The organism is Nocardia brasiliensis NBRC 14402, assembly GCF_000308475.2.
Taxonomy (GTDB): Bacteria; Actinomycetota; Actinomycetes; order Mycobacteriales; family Mycobacteriaceae; genus Nocardia; species Nocardia brasiliensis.
This window is the reverse complement of the sequence record NZ_BAFT02000065.1, coordinates 62,011-82,626: the sequence shown is the minus strand read 5'-3', so window position 1 is coordinate 82,626 and position 20,616 is coordinate 62,011. Positions and strand designations below refer to the sequence as shown.

The 20,616-nt window shown below is 66.7% G+C and carries 18 protein-coding genes; 8 read left to right on the top strand and 10 right to left on the bottom strand.

What is annotated here, in order from left to right:
* Positions 1 to 175: 175 nt before the first annotated feature.
* The 6 genes from TY25_RS23030 to eccCb all read left to right on the top strand — a co-directional run bounded on the left by TY25_RS23030 (position 176) and on the right by eccCb (position 9,851).
* A complete protein-coding gene (locus TY25_RS23030; protein ID WP_042259110.1) occupies positions 176 to 2,053 on the top strand; it encodes an SCO2524 family protein in 1,878 nt (625 codons plus the stop codon).
* Positions 2,001 to 2,984, top strand: coding sequence for an SCO2523 family variant P-loop protein (locus TY25_RS23025; protein WP_226887119.1), 984 nt, complete (start codon positions 2,001 to 2,003; stop codon positions 2,982 to 2,984). Before TY25_RS23030 ends, TY25_RS23025 begins: the two co-directional genes overlap by 53 nt.
* Positions 2,966 to 4,015: an SCO2522 family protein gene (locus tag TY25_RS23020; RefSeq protein WP_226887120.1), complete on the top strand. Its 1,050-nt coding sequence runs from the start codon at positions 2,966 to 2,968 to the stop codon at positions 4,013 to 4,015. Before TY25_RS23025 ends, TY25_RS23020 begins: the two co-directional genes overlap by 19 nt.
* A gap of 1 nt (position 4,016) precedes the next feature.
* A complete protein-coding gene (locus tag TY25_RS23015) occupies positions 4,017 to 5,003 on the top strand; it encodes an SCO2521 family protein (protein WP_042259109.1) in 987 nt (328 codons plus the stop codon).
* A 140-nt stretch (positions 5,004 to 5,143) separates the two neighbouring features.
* Positions 5,144 to 5,512 (top strand): hypothetical protein, encoded by a 369-nt coding sequence (locus TY25_RS23010; RefSeq protein ID WP_042259108.1) that lies wholly within the window; start codon positions 5,144 to 5,146, stop codon positions 5,510 to 5,512.
* A complete protein-coding gene (eccCb, locus tag TY25_RS23005; RefSeq protein ID WP_042259107.1) occupies positions 5,505 to 9,851 on the top strand; it encodes a type VII secretion protein EccCb in 4,347 nt (1,448 codons plus the stop codon). The genes TY25_RS23010 and eccCb overlap by 8 nt, the downstream gene beginning before the upstream one ends.
* A gap of 150 nt (positions 9,852 to 10,001) precedes the next feature.
* Here eccCb and TY25_RS23000 read toward each other — a convergent pair whose 3' ends face one another.
* The 9 genes from TY25_RS23000 to TY25_RS22960 all read right to left on the bottom strand — a co-directional run bounded on the left by TY25_RS23000 (position 10,002) and on the right by TY25_RS22960 (position 17,985).
* A complete protein-coding gene (locus tag TY25_RS23000) occupies positions 10,002 to 11,345 on the bottom strand; it encodes a family 1 glycosylhydrolase (protein WP_042259106.1) in 1,344 nt (447 codons plus the stop codon).
* A gap of 92 nt (positions 11,346 to 11,437) precedes the next feature.
* Complete coding sequence (locus tag TY25_RS22995; RefSeq protein ID WP_042259105.1) at positions 11,438 to 11,968, bottom strand: hypothetical protein; 531 nt, start codon at positions 11,966 to 11,968, stop codon at positions 11,438 to 11,440.
* Positions 11,969 to 12,048: 80 nt separating this feature from the next.
* Positions 12,049 to 12,552, bottom strand: coding sequence for a hypothetical protein (locus TY25_RS22990; RefSeq protein WP_226887121.1), 504 nt, complete (start codon positions 12,550 to 12,552; stop codon positions 12,049 to 12,051).
* Complete coding sequence (locus TY25_RS22985; RefSeq protein WP_042259104.1) at positions 12,534 to 13,790, bottom strand: hypothetical protein; 1,257 nt, start codon at positions 13,788 to 13,790, stop codon at positions 12,534 to 12,536. The genes TY25_RS22990 and TY25_RS22985 overlap by 19 nt, the downstream gene beginning before the upstream one ends.
* An 81-nt stretch (positions 13,791 to 13,871) precedes the next feature.
* A complete protein-coding gene (locus tag TY25_RS22980; RefSeq protein ID WP_081869037.1) occupies positions 13,872 to 14,486 on the bottom strand; it encodes a DUF3558 domain-containing protein in 615 nt (204 codons plus the stop codon).
* Between the two features lie 205 nt (positions 14,487 to 14,691).
* Entirely contained in the window at positions 14,692 to 15,945 is a 1,254-nt protein-coding gene (locus TY25_RS22975; protein WP_081869036.1) for an SGNH/GDSL hydrolase family protein, read from the bottom strand.
* A 130-nt stretch (positions 15,946 to 16,075) separates the two neighbouring features.
* On the bottom strand, positions 16,076 to 16,891 hold the full coding sequence (locus TY25_RS22970) for a class I SAM-dependent methyltransferase (protein ID WP_042259102.1): 816 nt from the start codon (positions 16,889 to 16,891) through the stop codon (positions 16,076 to 16,078).
* A 10-nt stretch (positions 16,892 to 16,901) separates the two neighbouring features.
* On the bottom strand, positions 16,902 to 17,186 hold the full coding sequence (locus TY25_RS44200; protein WP_226887122.1) for a GNAT family N-acetyltransferase: 285 nt from the start codon (positions 17,184 to 17,186) through the stop codon (positions 16,902 to 16,904).
* The gene (locus TY25_RS22960; RefSeq protein ID WP_042259101.1) at positions 17,179 to 17,985 is read right to left on the bottom strand and encodes a helix-turn-helix transcriptional regulator; all 807 of its coding nucleotides are present in this window, start codon (positions 17,983 to 17,985) and stop codon (positions 17,179 to 17,181) included. Before TY25_RS22960 ends, TY25_RS44200 begins: the two co-directional genes overlap by 8 nt.
* A gap of 193 nt (positions 17,986 to 18,178) precedes the next feature.
* Here TY25_RS22960 and TY25_RS22955 point away from each other — a divergent pair, with 193 nt between their 5' ends.
* Positions 18,179 to 18,688, top strand: a complete 510-nt coding sequence (locus tag TY25_RS22955) for a hypothetical protein (protein ID WP_042259100.1) — start codon at positions 18,179 to 18,181, stop codon at positions 18,686 to 18,688.
* Positions 18,689 to 18,723: 35 nt separating this feature from the next.
* Here the strand turns inward: TY25_RS22955 and TY25_RS22950 are convergent, their stop codons facing one another.
* On the bottom strand, positions 18,724 to 19,602 hold the full coding sequence (locus TY25_RS22950; RefSeq protein WP_226887123.1) for an alpha/beta fold hydrolase: 879 nt from the start codon (positions 19,600 to 19,602) through the stop codon (positions 18,724 to 18,726).
* A gap of 60 nt (positions 19,603 to 19,662) precedes the next feature.
* Here TY25_RS22950 and TY25_RS41830 point away from each other — a divergent pair, with 60 nt between their 5' ends.
* Positions 19,663 to 20,049 (top strand): winged helix-turn-helix transcriptional regulator, encoded by a 387-nt coding sequence (locus TY25_RS41830; protein WP_081869035.1) that lies wholly within the window; start codon positions 19,663 to 19,665, stop codon positions 20,047 to 20,049.
* Positions 20,050 to 20,616 lie beyond the last annotated feature (567 nt).

The following is a 20,616-nucleotide window of genomic DNA, read 5'->3' as shown; positions in this document are numbered from 1 at the left end:
CAAACGCGATACGCTCCAGTCACAGACAATAAGTATGGTCAGGTCATCACCTGACCGCGAACAGCGTTGTCCGAGTGCATGTTTAGTCGAGATAAGAAGACTGGGCGGTCGGCTTCTATTGCCGGGCGCTCCCTTGTGATGTGGTCCTCTGAGCGAGAGAGAAAGGCTGCGATCCATGAGAATCCAGCCACGGCGGCAGATTCTGAATGTATGGAGTTCCCTGCTGGCGGCCTGCTACCGAGACGATACCTGGGTGTGGGGCGGGCGGGACGGCTCGAACTCCATCAGTGACGCAGAACAACTGCTGTGCCTGCTCTACCCCGCCACCCAGATCGCCAGCTTCGCGCTGCACAATCCCGACCAGATCGCCGACGACGTGCGGGCCACGCTCAAACCGTTCGGCCGGGAACGCCGCATCGGTCTGAAGATCGTCGAGATCCTGGACGACTACCTGCGCCGCTACGAGCGCGACGAGGAGCCGGTCTTTTCCGCGGGCAGCTACCTGCGCGCGGGCGCGGGTGAGCAAGCATCCGAAAAGCAGCGAGAAGTCGACGTGGTCGACTCCTATTCCATGTCGCTGTCGCTCTGCCTGGCCGGACTGCAATACCTTCGCGCCCTGCGCGATCCGACCGGTGGCGGCGATCAGCCGCGGCTGGAGATCCTGATCAAGCCGGTCGAGGAACGGCTCAGGAAGCGGCTCACCGCCGCCATGATCGGCCTGGTGCGCAGTTTCGTCGTGCTGTCGGTGGATCCCGAGACCAAGCGTGGTCTCGCGATGCTCAGCATGTTCAATCAAACTGGCGCGGAACCGGATTCGGTGGTGAGCGGCGTCGCGAGGCGGCTCGAACGCGTCCGCGGCCGGCTGCTGCGCGATGTCACGCTGAACAAGACCCCGCAGGCCGACCTGGAAAGCCCCGCGCTGATGTTCGAGTGCGGCTGGAGCTGGGGCGTGGTCCAGGGCGCCGAGGTCATCGACTTCGTCGACGTACCGACCGCCAAATCGGACGGTTACGCGATCGGGCAGCCCTATCTCTACTTCACCATCACCGCCTTGGACGGCATCAACGACTTGACCCAGCCGCGCACCCGCGAGCTGGATCTGCTCGATGCCGACCAGCGGCGCCTGGCCGACGCGCTGCAACTGCGCTGGGATCTCGCGCAACGGTATTGGTCGGCCATGGCCCGGTACGGCGACGGCGACTGGCCGCTCGAGGACATTCCCTGGCGGACCTCCGACGGCGAGGAGTCCGACTACTTCAGTCTCTGCGTCTCCGGTCTGCTGATCCAGGACCTGATCGCCCGCGAGGCCGACGACGACGACCTCACCAGGGCCACCAAGATTTTCGACGAGCTGGCCCGCCGCGGCCGGATCACCCGCAGGCTCACCGAGCACGATCCCGCACGGGCCCTGCATATTCCGGGCGTGCTGCTGACCCTGCGGGGCATCGAGGCCATCGACAACGGACCGGTGCTGGCCTGGTCGGTCTCGGACTACGGCCCGATGCTGCTGAAGCGCATCCTGCAGGCGGCGCAGCTGTCGCGCACGCTGTCGACGCGCAGGCAACTGCTGGAACTGGCCCAGGCGACCATGGATCATCTGGAGCGGCGCGCTTTTCCGGCCGGGCCGGCCAAGGGCCTGTGGGACGACGCGGCGCGCGTGTTCGCCGAGCCGTCGCCGACCGGCGAGCCGGTCGAGCCCATCGCGGACCGGGTACAGGAACCCTCCTGGTACTTCACCGAACGCATCATCGAGTGCCTGGTCGTCGCCGAGGCGTCGTACCAGAATCCGCCGTTCCGGTCCCCCACCTCGGTGACGCGGGCGCTGGAACTGCTCGACGAAGCCGATCACCTGCTCAACCAGCGATTCCTCGACCTCAGCGAAAAGGACAACACGCCGAATCGCCGGGCACTGGAGAACATCGAGAAAAACCTTTTGCGCGCAAGCGTTTTGATCGACGAGCGGCCCGCGACGGCGTTCAGTCTCTGCGATCAGGCGTTGCGTGAGCTGGACGCGCTGGAAGTGGCCAGCCTCGATGCCAGGAGAGGTGAGTAGCTTGAGCGATTCCATCCTGGTTTTCTCGACCTCGGACAAAGGCGGCACCGGACGCTCGGTGACCAGCTGTAATCTCGCCTATCGGCTGAGCGCGAAGGATTACCGAGTCGCCTATCTCGATTTCGATTTCGGCTCGCCCACCTCGGGCGCGCTGTTCGAAATCGAGAAGATGGATCGCGGCGTGGTCGAGGGTAACGGCCTGCACCAGTATTTCACGGGCGCGGTGAACCCGCCGGTCCGCTACGATATCCGGTCGCAGACCAATCGTGAGAACCTGCGTGCCATAAGGCATCCGTACGAGCTCACGCTGTTTCCCGGTGACCGCGGGGGCGGTGAATTCGCGGTCACCGAGCAGGTGGTGAAGAAATGCATCGAGTTGATGGTGATCTGTCAGCAAGAATTCGATGTGATATTCGTGGACCTCAGCGCGGGCCGATCGGCGGCCCTGGAGATCGTGTTGCGCGCCACGGCCGCCGATCCGCTGCAGGCGGTCGAGTCGCGCTGGCTGGTCTTCCACCGGTGGACGCGCCAGCATATTCTGGCCGCGAACGGGCTGGTGCACGGCCCGAACGGCCTGTTGGAGACGGGTACGAGTTGCGGGCACGACGCGGGCAGGCTGCTGGACTCGGTCCGTTACGTCCGCACCGCGGTGCCGGACACGAACGAGGGTGAAGGCGACAAGGACCGCGGGCCCCAGTGGGCCTGGTTACGTGAACAGAACAAGGCCCTGGAATATCTGGCGCAAAGAAATCAGCTCGGCGAGAGTGTCACGCTGGGCACCACTCCGGTGGAACCTATGCTCCAGTGGCGCGAGCAGCTGATCCTCGATTCCGACGTCGACCGCAATATCGCGAACAAAGGCACGGTCGAGGCTTTCGAGGAACTGGCCGACGGCCTCATGAACGTCGCGACGTGGGAGAGGCTCTACTGACGATGAACGGTGTCACCGTCTACAGCGAGGCGACCGAGCAGGTTCCGGTGGCCGGCGTGAACTTCGCGCACCTCTCCATCGAAACCGGGCATTTCTATATGAAGAGCCTGGTGAACGGCGAGGACAAGATCCGCGCCCATTTTCGGCAGGTGGCCCGGCTGGTCGATCTGTACACCAGGGATGCCAAGGCGGAGTACGGCGAATCCGCGCGGGTGAGTACGTGTTTCCTGATCGACGACTACTTCGGCGCGAATACCAAACCGAGTGAGATCCTGCCGAAGGTGCTCGGTATCGCCGCGGACTGCGACCTGCGCATCGACTATCTCGCGCGCGAGGCGGGCTGCTGGGAAACACCGCTGTATGTCAACGGCAGGATGACCGGGCAGCAGATCGAGCTGGCCGAGATGATCGCGTCCTGGGTCGTCGCCGAGCCGTTGAAGCAGACGACGGGACGGCGCCCGCCGGATGTCGAGTCCGGTTGGTTGTGCAACGGACGTCGCTCCTCCGACCACGATTCGGCGCAGGCGATGCAGGTGGCGGAATACCGCACGCCCGAGGAGTTCGCGTCCCGCGAGCACACCATCTTCCTGGACATCGAGCTGTGGAACACCCAGATCAACAAGGACGGGGAAGAGCACACCAGGTGGTCGTGCCCGTTCCTGGCCGCGGTCTGGCAGCTCTTGCGTCTGGGCATGGTGCGCTACGAGGGCAAAGCGGTGGTCGAACCGCAGCCGCACGACGGGCCGTGGCCGGAGCGCTGGTGGGAAATGCCCTCGGTGGTCAAATTGAACCCGCAGGCGGCGGCGTTCGAGGCCTACCGCGCGCTGTCCATTCTGCCGCGGGAGTACGTGAAGATCGAACATGCGGTGCAGACCATTCTGGACCATATCGTCATCGATCAGGAAGTCCTGGCGAAGGCCGTCAAACGCGCTGCGGGCGAACGAATCACGATCCCGCGCGAGGTCACCGGCCGGTTGTCCCACATGTTCGTAGACGAGGTCGCCAAGCTTCCGCGCGCGGACGGAGCGTGAGATGAACGACGCCGTCGTGGCATCCGACGACCCACCGCTGGTCGTGCTCGGCGAGATCCACACCTGTCTGCTGCCGTCCCGGAACGCGCTGGACACGACCGCCGGGGTCGAGCTGCTGAGCGCGGTGCAACCCGGTATCGCGGTGACCGCCCGGGCGCGGCCGATGCCGCTGGTGGTGTCGCCGAACCGTTTCGAAGGCGTGGATTGCGATCTGATCCCGATGTCGGGCAAGCACATTCACGTGATCGGCACCGTCGCCTCGCGCACGGTGGTGATCGGCGGCCGGGTGTTACAGGGCTCGTCGCACACCAGGGTGATGCGGGCGCAGGACCGGCAACCGTGGTCGTACTACCTGAGCAGGCCGGGCACCGTCGACGCGGTGAGCGCGCTCGGCGCGCGGCCGGCCGGCCGGATCGCGGACGGCCACCTGCACGCGCAGGACACCGAGCAGCTCGACCTGACCTCGGTCAGTCAGCGCATGTCCACCTTCACCCGGGTCGACCCGCGACTCGACCAGAAGGTGCCGTTCCGCGCGGGCAGCACGCGACTGCGCTGGTCCGTCGAGGTGTCGCCGGAGCCGGACGGCCGACCCCACTTCGCGTTTCATCTGGCCGGCGACACGCTGCGCACCGTGCGACTCACCCTGGGGCCGCAGGATGCCGCTGTGGCACAGCGCTTCTGCGAGGACCTCGCGATCCACGACTGGCTGCTCACCACCATCGGCCAGGTAGCCGACCGCGGCGCCAGGGCCGACCACGAGACCGAGATGGTGCTGGAGCAGCTCGTGCCCGTGCTGGAACAGCTTGTGCCGCTCTGGATGCCGGGCGCGCACACCGCGCCGCAGTTGCGGCGGTTGTGGGAGGGGCTGGAAGCCGATCCCGGGTTCACCCGGCAGTGGACCGCGCGGGTCGGGCAGTTGCGCGACCGCATGACCACGGCGACCCTGCGGGCACTGCGCAATTCGAAGATCATCAGCCACGACTGGTGAGCACGCACGGCGGAAGCGACCGCCGCGCCGGGGACACTGTTGTTATCCCATAGGTGCAAGACCGCAGCTCGTTCGGCGTCTCACGCACTAGAATGACGGTGTGCCGTGGGATGCGGCAGTCGAAAAGGGGAGGCATATCGATGGCCGACGTGTTGTTCATCGTCACCGTCGATCCGCGGGAGGAACAGCGGCTCGATCAACTGGCCGACGAGCTGGCCGGGGAGCTGCGCGAGATCTCGGGCGTGGCGGTCGAGCCGGTGACCAAGGCCGGCCGTTCCGGGACGAAGTCCGGTACCGCGGTCGAGCTCGGTCAGTTGCTCGTGTCCGGGGGTGCGCTCAGTGCCGCGTCCTGGGCGGTCCGCGATATCGTCATCCGGTTTCTCGCGCGGAACCGGGCCGAATCCGTCACGGTCCGTAAGGGCAACCGTGGCGTCACGATCGTCCGGCCGACCGATGGGCAGGTCGACGGCGTCGTCGATCAGTTACGGAGTCTGTTCGGCGATGACTAGCCCCCGGGGCCGCCGGATCGCGCTGTTCGTCGCCAACGACACCTTTCATTCGACGTCGATCTCGCAGCTCTACGCACCGGTCTCGGACGCCCGCGAGCTGCGAAACCTGTTGCACGATCCCAGCATCGGCGCGTTCCAGCCCGCGGAGATCCTGGTCAACGAGTCGAAGACCGAGATCGAGCGCAGCATCGAACGATTGTTCCGCACCGCGCGTTCGGAAGATCTCGTGCTGTTCTATTACTCCGGGCACGGCTTTCGCACGAGTCGCAATCTGTATCTGGCCGCCTGCAATACGGATCCGACGCTGCCGAGTAGTTCCGCGGTGTCGTCCTCGTTCATCAAGGAGCTGATCCGTGAGTCCAGCGCCGCGGCCAAGGTCATCCTCCTGGACTGCTGCTACAGCGGAGCTTTCCTCGGCAGCGATGTGATCAAGGCGGCAGGCGGCATCGACGACGGGGTCGGCCAGCACCTCGTCGCGGGCGACGGTATCTGCGTGATGACCGCCTGCACCGGCGTGCAGATCGCCGAGGACGGAATCCGGCCCGCCACCGAGGATTCCGTGCCGCTGTCGATGTTCACCTCGGCCATCGTCAGCGGCATCACCACCGCGGGATTGGCGGGCAACGGCACCGGTCAGATCAGCACGCACGACCTGTGGACCTATGTCAGCGAGGAGGTGCGCCGCCGCACCGATCGCCAAACACCCAGTCACTACGGCTTTCTCAACGACGAGGTGTTCATCGCCCGCACCCGGCGCCGGACCCCCGGGGCCAGCGACAGCGGCGACCGGGTGCTGCTCGGCAGTCTGCTCGGCCGGTTGGAACAGGTGGACGAGGACGCCGGGTTGCGCGCGGAGAACTGGTGGGGCACTTCGCGATTGGCCGTGCCGATCGGCAGGCAGCGCCGGTCCGACGGTACGGCGGGCGATATCGTGCAGCTGGAGTTCGCCGGGGCGGACGACGGCCTGCTCATCGTCGGCCGGGCGGGTTCGGGCAAGAGCACGCTGCTGCGCACCCTGGTCGCCGCGCTGGTGCTGACCCACTCGGCGGACGAAGCGCGGATCCATGTCCTGGAATCGAGTAATCGCCTGGGCTCCATGCGTGACCTGCCACATGTCGCGGACGTGGTCGGTGACGACGAGCCCGAACAGGTGGACGCGTTGTTGCGGCGCATGCTCGAGCAGATCGGCAGCCGAAAGCGGCTGTACCGCAAGCACACCATCGACTCCCCCGCCAATCTGCGGGCGGTTCGCGCCACCCTGGCCGAGGGGCCGGTGCCGGACCTGTTCCTGATCCTGGACCGCTGGGACGATTTCGCGGAGCTGCCCCGGGTGCCGGAGATGGTGCGGCGGATCGCCGATGCCGGACCGGAGTTCGGCGTGCACGTCATTGCCACCGTCCGGGACTGGAACGACGTGCCGGACTGGATGGCCCGGCTGCTGACCGTGCAGATCGAACTACGCCTGCACCGTCCGGGCGACTCCCGGATCGACCCGGAGCGTGCGCTGCGCCTACCCGAAGGGCCGGGGTGGGCCCTGCACCAGCAGCAGCCCTTCCGGATCGCGGTGCCCGACATTCGCGAGCCACCCGCCGACCCCACGCTGGTCGACGACATGACCGATGGCGCAGCGGATCTGGTGGCCCGGCTGCGCGCCCGGCACAGCGCGGCGGGGGCCGGGGCCGGGCAGACCGGCGCCGATGTCGACGTCGATTTCGCCGCGCTGCACGGTATCGGCGATGTCGCGGTGCTCGATCTCACCCGCTGGTGGCAGGATCGGTCGCCGCGTGAGATGTTGCGGATTCCGATCGGCGCGACACGACCCGGCGAACCGGTGTTCATCGACCTCAAGCAGGTCGGCGACGGTGGCATGGGACCGCACGGGCTGGTGGTCGGTGCGACCGGCGCGGGCAAGTCCGAACTGCTGCGCACCATCGTGCTCGGGCTGGCCCTGCACCATCCCCCGGACCGGGTGAACTTCCTGCTCGTCGATTTCAAGGGCGGCGCGACCTTCCAGCCGCTGAGCTGCCTGCCGCATCTGGCCGGTCATGTCCGCGATGTGGAACAGGATCTCTATCTGCGGGAACGGCTGCAGCAGGTGCTCGCGGGCGAGATCGAGCGACGCCAGCAGTTGCTGCAGGACGCCGGGCCGTACGCCACGATCGGCGAATACGAGCAGGCCCGCGCCACCGGCAAGGCGCTGCCGCCGCTGCCCGAGCTCGTCATCGTGATCGAGGAGTTCGTGGAATTGCTCTCGGGGACTTCCACCTTCGTCGATGTGCTGGTGCGGATCGGCAGGCTGGGCCGTTCGCTCGGCATGCATCTGCTGCTCGGCACGCAACGCCCGGACGAGTGGCGGTTGCGCGCGCTGGACAGCTATCTTTCGTATCGCATTGCGCTGCGCACCTTTTCACCCGCCGAGTCCCGACTTGTGCTCGGTACCACCGATGCCTATCACCTGCCGCGGATCCCCGGATACGGCTACCTGCGGATCGGTGCGGGTACCGTCACCCGTTTCCGGGCGGCGTACGCGTCCGGCCCGGGCCCGGCGACCGCGGGCAGCGGCGGCGTCGACCGGCCGGTAGCGGAATCGCTGGCCGTCGCCCTCGGCCGCGACGGCCCCGTGGCGCACCAGATCTGGCCCGAACCGCTGGGCGATTCGACGACGGTGGGCATGCTGCTGCGGCAGTGGAACAGCGCCCGGTCGGCCGATCTGCCCGGCGCGCTGCGGCTGCCGATCGGGGTCGTCGATGTACCGCGCAAGCACCGCCGGGACGTGCTGGTCGCCGACTTGTCCAGTAGTTCGGGCCATATGGCGATCGTCGGCGGACCGCGCTCCGGCAAATCGACGGCGCTGCGGACCCTGATCGTGGCCGCCGCGGCCACGCACACCCCGGAGCAGGTGCAGTTCTACTGCTTGGATCTGGGCGGCGTGCTGGCCGGGCTCGCCGACATCCCGCACGTGGGATCGGTTGCCGGACGTCGTGATTCGGATCGGGTACGGCGCACCGTCGCCGAGGTCGCGGCGCTGGTCGGGCGCAGAGAACAGCGGTTCCGCGAGCTCGGGCTCACCTCGATGCACGAATTCCGGTCGCACAAAGCGCGTTTGGCGGAGTTGCCGCCGGGCCGGCGCGCCGCGGATCCGCTCTCCGCCGACGAGTACGGCGATGTCTTCCTGATCGTCGACGGACTCGATGTACTGCAGCAGGACTACCCCGCCCTGGAGCAGACGCTGGTCACCGTGGCGACGCAGGGACCGCCCTGCGGTATCCACCTCGTGGTCACGCTGCCGCCATGGACCCGCTCCCGGCTCGCCATGCCGGAAACGATCGGCACCCTGATCGAGCTGCGGCTCGGTGATCCCGCCGACTCTCAGCTGGACCGGCAGGCCGCGGGCACGGTGCCACCTGAGCATCCCGGTCGCGGGCTCTCCCCGGACAAGTTGCACCTGCTCATCGCGCTGCCGCGGCTGGACGCGGATACCGATCCGCAGCACCTGCCGGGTGGGATCGCGGCGGCCGCCCGGCAATTACGCACGATCTACGGTGCGCGCCGCGCGCCGGAGGTGCGCCTGCTGCCGCTCGATATCCCGCGCACCCACGTGCTCCGGTCGGCGCTGCACACCGGTGTCACCCAGGATGCCACGCACGTGGTGGTCGGCCTCGGCGAACGGGAATTATCGCCGCTCGCACTGGATTTCGAGGCGCAGCCGCACTTCATGGCCTTCGCCGACCAGGGCTACGGGAAAACCACCCTGCTGCACAACATCCTGCGCGGCATCGTGGAGAATTCCACACCCGAGCAGGCACAGATCCTGCTGATCGACTACCGGCGGACGCTGCTGCGCGCGGTGGACGAGAACCGCCTGACGGCCTATTGCGGTACTGCCGCAGCGGTTCCGGACGCCATCGACAAGCTGTGCCACCTGCTGGCGACCCGCATCCCGGGACCCGATATCGGCCCGCATCAACTGCACGAGCGCACCTGGTGGACCGGTCCCGAATGCTATGTCGTGGTGGACGACCACGACCTGGTCGTCACCGACGGCGACGACCCGCTGGAGCCGCTGCTGGAGTTCCTGTCGACCGCCTACGACGTCGGCCTGCACGTGGTGCTCACCCGCCGGGCGGCCGGGCTGGCCCGAGCCCTGCACGGCAGCCTGCTCGGCCGGCTGCGCGAGGTGTCCGCCGCCGCCCTGCTCATGAGCGCACCGGCCGACGAAGGAAACCTGTTCGGCGGCAACGTCCGCGCCACCTGCTTGCCCCCGGGCCGCGGCATCCTCGTCACCAGATCCCGGGAACCCGAACCGATTCAGATCGCCCACCTGCCGCCACCGCAGTAAACCTGCTCAGTCGCCGGGCGAACTCGCACGCAGCGCCTGCACAGCCGCGGTCGGCGGGTAGTCCTCGGGCACGCCCGGCCAACTGCCCGCCTTCACCTCGCGCTGCGCGGGTCGATTACCTCTCGGGTAATCGATTGGCGTACCAGGCGGTTACGGTGCCGCGACGGGTGTCAGGCAGCTGGCGGGCGGGTCGACCAGGATGCAGAGCGCCGGTGCCCGGGTCGGGCGGTAGTCATCGGGGACGCCGCCCGCGGCGACGAGCTGGGTGTAGGTGCCGACCGCGTCGGTGGGACGGCGGGTCAGGGGGGGATCGGTGCGCACGTCAACCGTATAAAGGCCGAATCGTGGTGTATAGCTGCCCCATTCGTAGTTGTCGGTGAGGCTCCAGTAGTTGTAGCCCATGACGTTCATGCCGTCGGCCTTTGCGCGCTGGATCCAGTACACGGTGTCGCGCAGGTGATCGCTGCGGGAGTAGCTGTCGGGCCGCGGGCCGCCGTTCTCGGTCGGCATGCCGTTCTCCACGATGTACAGCGGTTTACCCGGGAAACGCTGCGAATAGTGGCGCAGCGCATAGTAGATGCCCTCCGTACGCAGCGGCAGATCCCAGATGTTCATGCCCGGCGGGTTCGGCACGGCCGAACCGAGCGCCCTGGTGACCGAACCCAGCACCGACTGCGCGGGGTCGAACCCGAAGTAGTAGTCGACGCCGACATAGTCGAGCCGAGCCGCGACGCGGTCGACGAACGCCCCGTTCACTTCGGCCTCCGAGCCCGCGACGTAGCCGACGTTGCTGGTGACCTGGGCGCCGGGCTGCACCTGATGGATGTGGTCGTAGATGGCGTTGTGTGCCTGCGCGAGCCGATCCAGCATCTCGCCGGGATCGGCCTTGCCCCTGCGCACCTCGTGCGAGACATAGGCCGCGGGCTCGTTCACCGTGACCCACAGCGGATCGCGGCCGGCATAACGATCGACCACCGCGCGCATGTTCGCCAGCCAGTCCCCCACCATCCCGGGATTGCGCCAACCGCCGCGATCGACCGCCCACCCCGGATACACCCAGTGATCGAGGGTGATCATCGGCCGCATGCCCGCCTGCGCGATCTTTGCCAGCACCGCGTCGTAGAACCGGAAAGCGCCCTCGTCCCACACCCCCGGCGCGGGTTGCAGCCGGGCCCATTCGATCCCGATGCGGAACACCCGCACCCCGAGATCCGCCGCCAGATCGATGTCGGACGCGTAGCGGTCGTAGAAGTCGACCGAATCGTGCAGCGCGTCGTAATCAGGATGGGACGGAATGTAGCGCGTCCAATTGCTGTCGGGCGCATGCCCTTCGGACTGGAACCCGGAACTTGCCACACCCCAGAGGAAATCACCGCCGAGCGGCGCCGCGACCGGCTGGATCGGCGGTGCCGCCGCGGCATTCGTACACAGCAGCATCGTCGATGCGGCGGCAGCGAGTACGGCCAGGACATACCTTCGAACCGGGAATCGCATCACCTCAGGGTAACTGGATGTGCACCGAGGACCGCTGGATCAGGCGAATCCACTGGTAGGCGACCGTCGTTCGGGCGTGGCGGATCCGCCGTTCACCAGATGTCGGTCCACACCGGACGTTTGGGGACGTCGAACAGGGCGTAGTTCTTGCGGACCAGCAGAGGGGCGGTAGCGCCGACGCTCAACCGCTCGGCGAGGGCGCGTGCCTTGGCCTCGCGGAATTGCGGGTAGAGGAACTGCTTTCGGACGCGGAGATCCCGTCCGGAATCCGGGTGTGTGAACCGGGCTTCGACCTGCACCCGCCACAGATCCCAGCTGAGCGTGCCCGAACGGTATTTTCGCCGTAGCTCCGAATCGACCACCACCGCCGCGACTTCGACCCCGGCGCGCCGCAGGTAGCTGCGGCGCAACCGCCATGCGGCGGACAGTACGAGCAGCCATGCGCCGATGCCCGCGAATACGCTCACCGGCAGATACAGCGCCATCGCGAGCTGCGAATCGGTCCACCGGACTATCGCGGCGCCCAGTCGCAACGCACCCCCCATGAATGCCACGGCCGCGACCACGACACCCAGCGTCCACACCAGCGACATCAGGCCGATCAACCTGTCGGACCGGCTCACATCACTCTCCTCATGCGACTCGGCAGTGCGTCGCCGACTGTAACGGCACCGCGCGGTGCGCGGTCACGGTGTGCGCCGGCTCAGCTCCACGGCCGCCGCTCATCGGGATAGTCGTCGAAGTCGTCCGGCCAGTCGCTGGGACCGACCACGTTGTCGTCCGGGCGCGGCCGGCGGGTGGGCGTCCAGGTGACAGCCGAGGGCGGAGCCGGTTCGACCGGAGGCTCCGGGGACCACCGCCAGATGAACTCCGGCGAGCCTTTCATCTCGGCTACCTCCGGCGGCACCGGCCGGGCGAGGGTTTCGATATCGCTCCAACGACATTCACCACTCGCGACGCGTCCGGCGTACGCCTTCAGTGCCGCGGACGCGGTGTCCATCCCCGCGACCATCGAGATGAACTCCTCGGTCACCTCGGTGGCGCGCTCGAAGAGCTCGGCGGGGTCGATGCTGTCGAGGCGGATGGTGGCGGTGCGCAGGTTGTCGACCGCGTCCATGACCTGGCGGGCGAGCGCCTCCGCCGTGGGGTCGAGATCGGGCTCGCGCATGCTGCCCCACTGCGGCCGGGTCACTGGGCGTTCGCCCACGGTGTGGCGCCGGTGTCGTAGGCCTGCGTCGGCCGGTTCGTGGTGTCGCCGTAGTTGGCTATCTGCCCGATGTCCTTGGCGAGGGCCGCTTTACGGGTCGCATCGTCGATCTTGTTGGTGACCGGCGCGATCGCCTCGTCCAGCTTCTGCTTCGCCTTGTCCTGCAATTGACCCACCGGGTCCTTGATGAAGTCGAGGAGCTTCTTGAAGGCGTCGGCCAGCTCCTTGATCTTGGTGACCACGTCTATCGCGGCTTTGACGAGAAACCCGATGTCGGCGACCAGCTTGGCGATCCGTGCGGCGCCGAGACCCGGGACCGCCGTGGACAAGATATTGGCGACCGATTTGAGCGCGCCCTTGATGTCGTCGAAATCGCAGTACTTGTTGAGCATCCCCCACATCTTCTCGAGGATGGATTTGATGCCGTCCCGGATCATGTCGGACACCGCGCCCGCGCAATCGCTGACGATCCGGCCGACCGGCCCTTCCCACTTCATCGCCGCGATCTGTTTGGTCGCCCACGCGCTGAAGGCCACGGAGGCGGCGCCATCCCAATTCGGTTTGTTGTCGGTACTGCCGTCGATCCGCTTTACACCGGCTTCGAGGTTCTTGCCGCAGGCCTCCAGGCCGTTACCCGCCGCCTTGTACACCTCACCGAGCCTGCGGATTTCGGACCAGTTCCCGGGAATCGGTGCCAGACAGGTGACCAGCGGGTCGTATTCGGTGCCAGCCGCCCGGGTGATGCTCTTGATGGACTCGTTCACATTGCCGAGCACCGGGAAGACTTCGGCGATGAGCCCGGCGAGTTCTTCTTTGTTCGCCGCGGGCGCTTCGTATTTGACGGACTCCGGCTTCGAATAGCTGGCCGCACCGGCGTATTGCGCGGTCACGCCGGTCTCTTCGGTGTTGTCGTCCACCGGAAGATTCGACTCGGTATTCGCGTTCAGCGCGGCGTAGTTCTTTTGATCCTGGCTGTGATACATCCAGGCGGCCTTGTTGAGCTCGGTGCCGGTACCGAGGGTGGTGTTCGCGAGCACCGAGTGGCGTTGCGACATCCAGTCCGTGGCATCGTTGATCGGGGCGATCAGCGTGTCGATGATCGGCCCGTGCAGCCAATCGGCCGCCTTACCTTCCTTCGCCACGAAACTGGACGCCAGCAGAGCGTCTCCCGCTATCGAGGTGACGAGATTGCCCAGACCGGCAATCTCGCTGGGGTTCGCCGCGAAGGTCTCGGCCATCCGTATTACTCCCTGACTGTGTACTTTCACTCATTTCGGCGGACGCGGTGCGCGTCGGTACGGCCCGCCGCAAAGATGGCACTACTCGGTGCCGAGTGCTTCGCTGAAGGTTTCGGCGATCTGGCGGATCTGCTCACAGGGCGGCGGTACGGCGACCGGGCCGGGGGTGACGATCAGCCCGACCGTGAACGTCCCGTCGGCCGATTCGATCGACGCCCAGCAACCGTTGCCGACCTGGGGCGTCCGGTACAGCACTGCCGCCCGTCCGCGGATCGGATCCGCGTTGAATATCTCGTGCTCCGAACTCGTCCGGATGTTGTCGAGGGTGAGGTCGCTCGACGTCACGGACAACCCGCCGGTGGGATACTTCTCGCCATCGACGAGTGCCTCTCGCCAGAATTGGCAGCCGATCGTCGTGAGTAGCGAGGACACCCCTTCGCTCACCGCGCGCTCGCGAGTCGCCGGGTCGAACCCGGCCTTGCGCACCAGATCGTCGCCGACCCGCGCGCACGGGTCGAACCGCACCTGCTTCTCGCCGGTCTGCGCCGGTGCCGGCGGAAGACTCACCTGCACCGAAGGAAGCGCCGCGGTCGACGTCGCGGGAGGTCCCGCGTGCTCGGTGGCACCACCGGCGCAGGCGGACAGCACCGTAGCGCTCACCACCAGACAACCGGTGGCGAAGCCTTTGCTCATCATCGAAAGCCCTCCCCGGGTCAGCAACCCCTTGGCGATCAACGACGATACGATGCCGCCGCACCCTGGTCAAACGGCGCTGCCAGGTCTGTTCCGCCCTGGCACCCAGACTGCCAAATGCGGAAATCCAGGTTTAGCGCACTGCTCGGCGGGCAAGTGCACCGGGCAGCGACACCCGGGCTTCCGGGTGTCGCTGCCGTTGTACCGATCAGAGCTGGGCCAGGTCGATCGCGTCGGCCATGGCCCGGTAGCCCGCGGCGTTGGGATGCTTGTGATCGCCGGAATCGAAGGCGGGGGCGAGGTTTTCGGGATCGGCCGGGTCGCGGACGGCGGCATGGAAATCGATCACCGCGTCGTATTCACCACTGGTGCGCAGCCACTGGTTGAACTCGCGGATCTTCGCCGCAGACTTCTCGGTGTAGTACTCGGCGCCCTTCATCGGCAGCAGGGTGGCGCCGACGATCCGGACACCCGCGCGGTGCGCGGCGGCGATGAGCTGCCGATGACCGGCGATCAGCTGCGCCACCGAGACCTCCGGGTTCGGCTTGTAAGTGGGCAGGTCGACCTCGGAGAAGCCGAAATCGTTCAGGCCGCCGAGGACGATCACGCTGGAGACGTCGGGCTTGCTGAGCACATCCCGCTCGAACCGCCGCACGGCGGCCGCGCCGAACCAGGTGGAATCGTTGAGGATCAGGTTGCCGCCGATCCCGGCATTGAGCACCGGGCGCGGGGTGCCCGCCTCGACCAGTCGCTGCGCGAGCCGGTCCGGGTAGCGGGTGTTGGTGTCGTAGGTGGAGCCGAACCCGTCGGTGATCGAATCGCCGACCGTGACGATGGTGCCGCCGTCGTCTTCGGCGTCACCGGACACCTGCACGTCGGTCAGGTAGTACCAGGAGTGGGTGGCCTCGGTGAAGGCCGTGGCGTCCGGGTCGGCGACATGGTCGCCCGCGGCGCTATAGGTGCTGGCGTACGCCTGTGAATGGAACGTGGCGGGACCGGTCGGGCCGGCCAGGTACATGGTGACGCCGACCGAATCCATGGCGGCGAGGTTCAGCTCGGCGGCATCGCTGGTCAGGGTCTGCCCAGCCGGGATCTCGGCCGCGGCGCGACCGTCGAAGGTCAACTCCCGCAACGAGTCCGGATCCACGGTCGCGCCCGCGGCAGCACGGGCGATGGTGACGCGATCCACCCGCAACGAGGCGGCGCCGAACAGGTTGGACAGCGTGATCCTGGCCGCGGTGCCGCCGTCGGTCACCCGGACCACCTGGCGCACGGTCTGGTTGTCGAAGCCGTCCTGCGCCCAGTTCGGTTCGAAGCCGATACTGGGCGCCTGCGGGGCCGCCGACCAGCCGGTGCCCCAAATCGCGGCGGGTTCGGCGGCGGTGCCGACCGTGCTTCCGCCGAGCACGGCGAAGACGGCGACAGCGGCCGCGGCAAGCCGGACCCGCAAGGTGTTCTGCATCGTACTGTCCTCTCTGAACCCCACTAACGGATCTATGTTCCCGTTAGCGTTGGTGACAGTACTGCCTAACCGCGATTAATGAAACTTCATTCCCGTTAGCTGACCCGCTGGTCCTGACCGCAATGCGCTGTCAGAAGCGGAAACGCACGATTCGAGTGGACCGGCGCATGCCCGGTAGCCGGTTCAGGAGGCGGTACAACCGGCGAATATCCTTGGGCGCCTTGGCCATCAGCACCGGGGCGTCGTTCATCGGTGCCTCGTCGACGAATTCGAGTCGCGGCTGCCAGTCGGCGATCGCGGCCGGATCATCGAAACCGCAATGGAATTGGGTGCCGTACTTGCGCAGCACCGGATGCCACCTCGAGGTGCGCCACGCCCAGACCGCCACCGTGTCGAACTGGATCCCGCCGGTCGGGAAGGCGGCGACAACGGCGCCGAGCAGCTCGCGCAGCTCGGCTTCGGTGAGGTAGGGGACCAGTCCCTCGGCGATCAGCAGCACCGGCCGGCCGCGCGGGACCCGGTCCAGCCAGGACAGGTCCGTCACGCTGGAGCCGATCAGGGTGTAGTGCTCGCGCCGCGGCAGCAGTCGTTGCCGCAGTTCGATGATCGCCGGATAGTCCAGGTCGTACCAGTCGACGGTGGCCGGCGGATCGACCCGGTACACCCGGGCATCGAGGCCGCAGCCTAAGTGCAGCACCACCGCGTCGGGGTGCTCGGCGAGGAAGGCCCGAGCCCAGTCGTCGTGGGTCTTCGCGCGCACCACCGCACTGAGCCCGATCTGGCTCTTACCGACTCGACCCTTGTCATAGTCGGGTTCGAGCCGCCGCATCACCTGCTCGGCGTACCTGTCGCCGAGAATCGGATCCGGCAACAGATTGTCCAGGGCCTTGGCCCGCAGCACTGGGCTGAGGGTCTTCTGCACTCCGACCAGTTCGGTGTCCGGCACTCCACCCACGCTACTCCCGCCGGGCGCCTGCGAAAGCGTGCAGAGCGGCGGTCGCAAGCGTCTGCTGTGCGCCGAACGCCTCGAAGGTGCTGACGGGCCGGAACCCCAGGCGGGTAGCGAGTTTCAGCGAACGCTCGTTGGCGGTCTGGGTGACGATCAAGACCGGTTGGTTGGGAAGCTCGGCCGCGGCAGCATGCAACGCGCAAGTCGCTGCGTCGAACGCGTAACCCGAACTAACACGAGCCGCTCCGAGGTGATCTCCGAAACGGACAGTGTAGGCAGCTGAGTCATGCAAGCCATTCTGGGTCAGCCGCCGCCGAACCCCGCCAGGCTGTTCGGCAAACGGTGATCAGGCCGAGTCGCTGGGCCGTGTGTAGGGCGGCGATGCGATCGTGCACGCCGATCTTCCGGTAGATGTTCTCGGTGTGTTTCGTGGCGGTCGCGGGGGCGATGCCGAGCCTGCTCGCGATCGCGCGGGCGGTCCAGCCCTCGCAGAGCAGACCCAGCACCGCCAGTTCCCGCGGGGTCAGCCGGTAGTCCGCGGGGTCTGCCGGTCCGCGATGCCCGAAGGCCGCCGTCTCGTGGGCTTCCACCGCATCGAGCAATGATCGTGCGAGCGCTGCGTATTCGAGGTCGCGGCCGCTGAATCCGTGGCTGCTGCGACTCATGATGACGCCGCGGATTCGGCCGCGTCCCGCGGCCAGGGGCAGCGCCAGCTGCCGGTCGATACCGATCGCGTCCTTGCCCGCCCGGTACGCCTCGCCCTTCCACCAGCGATCGTCGGCGACTTCGTCCATGGTCAACGGCGTCGTGTCCCCGGTCCGGGCGTAATGCTGCAACAGCGGATGAGATCGCATGTGCGCGTGGATGAGTGCGTCGAGTGGTGCTTCGTGCAGCCAGTCCGGCGCACCGGTGAGGGCGTGTCCGGTGCCTGCGTCCCAGTCGAGATCGATCAGTACCGCGAGATCGCACGGTAGGTCGACGGTGAGCCGCTCCATGAGCAGCGGCCACACCCGCAGCGGCTCTCGTTCGGTGACGATCGCCAAGGCGAGATCGTGGATTTTCTGTGCGGTCGAGTCGGTCCCCCTCGTCACCGCTTCAGTATCTCCCGGACACGTTCCGCGAACAGGCCGAAGCGCAGAACACCATACGAAGTTGTTCGTATGGTCGGCGCGGCACCCGGGATCCTACGGTTGACATGCGCGAAATGCACTGCCGGATAGTCACTTTCGATCATGAAAGCATGGCGGTGACGACGCGCCGAGGCATGTCGAAAGGAAGCAAGCAATGTCGAGCCGAAACTCCCACCGCACCGCACGCTGGGCCACCCTGCTCATGGCCGCGACCGCCGCGCTCGGTCTCACCGCGGCGGCGCCCGCACAGGCCGGCAACCTCCCGATGATCTACCCGGGTTACGCACAATTCTGGGAGACCCCCAGCTTCGACAACGACGGTGTCACATTGGGTCTCGGCGCGCACGAACTATTGCGCGTCACCAGGGACTGCGTGTTCTTCTGCTGGAACGACTGGAACAACGTGCCGTCCTCCCTGAACGTCGGGCCCCACACGTGGCTCACGGTGTGGGACGGTGAAGGCCGCACCGGCGATTGCATCGCCTTCTGGGGCGGCGAACCGGTCGAGTACGGCGCAGGCCGTGCCTGGGACGATCTCACTCGAATCAACGCGGGCCCCGCATCAGGCGACTGGTCCAAACGGATCAGCTACATCACCGTGATCACGGTGTCGGCCTACGAAGACGACCGCATGACCAATTGCCCAGAGGCCGTGTGGCGGTGAGGCATTCAGCACCGCCGTCGCCAATGCCTTCGCTCCTAGGGCGCCAGGAAGTCGGTGAGCAGCGGGAGCAGTGCGGGTAGCCCGTCTACCGGAATGATGTGACCGCAGTCGGGGATCACTGCCTCGGTCAGATCGTCGGTGCAAGACCGCAACTGCCGGGCGAGAGCGTCGCCGACCGGATGCGCCCCGACGGCCAGCGTCGGCATCCGTAATCGCGTTGTGGCGGTTGCCTTCTCGATCTGGCGGCCGCTCTCAGGCAAGGCCCGATAGTGCGCGAAGGCGGCGCGCAACGCGTCCGAGCCGGTGTAGGCGATGACGAATGCGGTGCGCAGGTGCGCGGGGACACCGCGGCCACGCGTGCCCGCGCTCAAAAACCAGTCGATATAGGAGCCCTCGTGCCCGGCGAGCACCGACTCTGCCAGATCCGGGACGGCGTGGAAACCGAACCACCAGGGCGGTCCGTCGCGCAGGAAATCCTCGGCCCCGGGTAGCCGGCCTAGCAGCGCCTCCATGAGCACCAAGCGCCGGACCCGGTCCGGGTGCTGCATCGCGGTCAGGAACGCCGGGGCGGCGCCGAGATCGAAACCGACTACATCCGCGCGCGTTTCGCCGAGAGTATCCAGCACGGCAACCGCGTCCACAGCCAGATTCGCTGCGTCGTAACCGCTTTCCGGCCGGGTGGTCGCGCCCAACCCGCGCAGGTCGGGCGCGATCACCCGATGCGTCCCCGCGAGTTCGTCCAGCACATCCCGCCACACCTCCCAGGTGTGCGGGAACCCGTGCAGCAGCAGGACCGCGGGACCCGCTCCGGCGACCGCGACGTTCATCTCGATCCCGTTCGCCGTGACCCTGTGCAGCGCGATATCGGCGCTCATCTCCACCTCGAAGCTGGTAACCATCAGTGACCAACTCACGGTAGGTAACCTTGATGGATCGGCCAAGACGGCACTTTCGACTCAGGTGGTGAGCTTCAAGTGACTACCCGGCGTGGAGATCTGTTCGATCCCGCCTGTCCTACTCGGCAACTGCTGGACCGGATCGGCTCCAAATGGGTCTCCATGGTCATCAAAATCCTCGCGTCGGCAGACCCACCCGAGGTGCGCTTCGCCGACCTGCGCCGCCGCATCCCTGGCATCTCCCAAAAAATGCTCTCGGTAACCCTCGCCCAACTGGTCCGCGACAACCTCGTCGCCCGCCGCGTAAACCCCACCGTCCCACCCCAAGTCCACTACCGCCTAACCGACCTGGGCCTGTCCCTGGAAGTCCCCCTCGCCGCCTTACGAGAATGGGCCGAACAAAACATGTCCGCCATCGACGAGGCTGTAGGATCTCAGTCTCCGCTTCATATCTCACATCCGTGACCAGCAGATTTTCCTCTTGTCTTCAGACCCTTGATGTCCGACTCGTCTCACGATCCGCTTCATTTCCTACGGGAGCCACCGATAGTGCGGTACAGATCGGCGCGGCGCAGAACGCAGTCGAGCTCGCACTGGCGTGAGCCCGACTGCGGAACAGTGAGGTGGTGTCTCGGAGCCATCCGGGGATGTCGATGATTTAACTCGGTGGAGGGACCGCCGTTGAGCGCCTACGCCGGGTGGACGCCCACGGTGGTCGCGCGAGCTCTCGGGCTGCTATTCGTTTGCAGTTTCGGTATGCGCGTTGCCTGCACCCGTTGCTGCAGTGTTCACGAGGGCGGCCGCGTTCTCTGGTTTGTCGAGGCTGCAGTTCTATATTGCATCCTCTACAGCGTCCCTCTTCCGGATCTTTCTCCGTGTACGCCACCAGCGCGGCACGGTACTCCGGAACAGCCCATGCAACAGACAGATAACCTCCGAGCAGCCGTCGCTCTTGGGCCTCTGTCGATGGATTCGCATCTCGATACAGTTGGCGAGGATCGAACAGCAGGTAGTAGGCGGGCAATTGGCCTG

Excerpts from the sequence above, each read along its gene's own strand:
- TY25_RS23030 (WP_042259110.1), top strand. The coding sequence starts at position 176 with ATGAGAATCCAGCCACGGCGGCAGATTCTGAATGTATGGAGTTCCCTG.
- TY25_RS23015 (WP_042259109.1), top strand. The coding sequence starts at position 4,017 with ATGAACGACGCCGTCGTGGCATCCGACGACCCACCGCTGGTCGTGCTC.
- TY25_RS23010 (WP_042259108.1), top strand. The coding sequence starts at position 5,144 with ATGGCCGACGTGTTGTTCATCGTCACCGTCGATCCGCGGGAGGAACAG.
- eccCb (WP_042259107.1), top strand. The coding sequence starts at position 5,505 with ATGACTAGCCCCCGGGGCCGCCGGATCGCGCTGTTCGTCGCCAACGAC.
- TY25_RS23000 (WP_042259106.1), bottom strand. The coding sequence starts at position 11,345 with ATGCGATTCCCGGTTCGAAGGTATGTCCTGGCCGTACTCGCTGCCGCC.
- TY25_RS22985 (WP_042259104.1), bottom strand. The coding sequence starts at position 13,790 with ATGGCCGAGACCTTCGCGGCGAACCCCAGCGAGATTGCCGGTCTGGGC.
- TY25_RS22980 (WP_081869037.1), bottom strand. The coding sequence starts at position 14,486 with ATGATGAGCAAAGGCTTCGCCACCGGTTGTCTGGTGGTGAGCGCTACG.
- TY25_RS22975 (WP_081869036.1), bottom strand. The coding sequence starts at position 15,945 with ATGCAGAACACCTTGCGGGTCCGGCTTGCCGCGGCCGCTGTCGCCGTC.
- TY25_RS22955 (WP_042259100.1), top strand. The coding sequence starts at position 18,179 with ATGTCGAGCCGAAACTCCCACCGCACCGCACGCTGGGCCACCCTGCTC.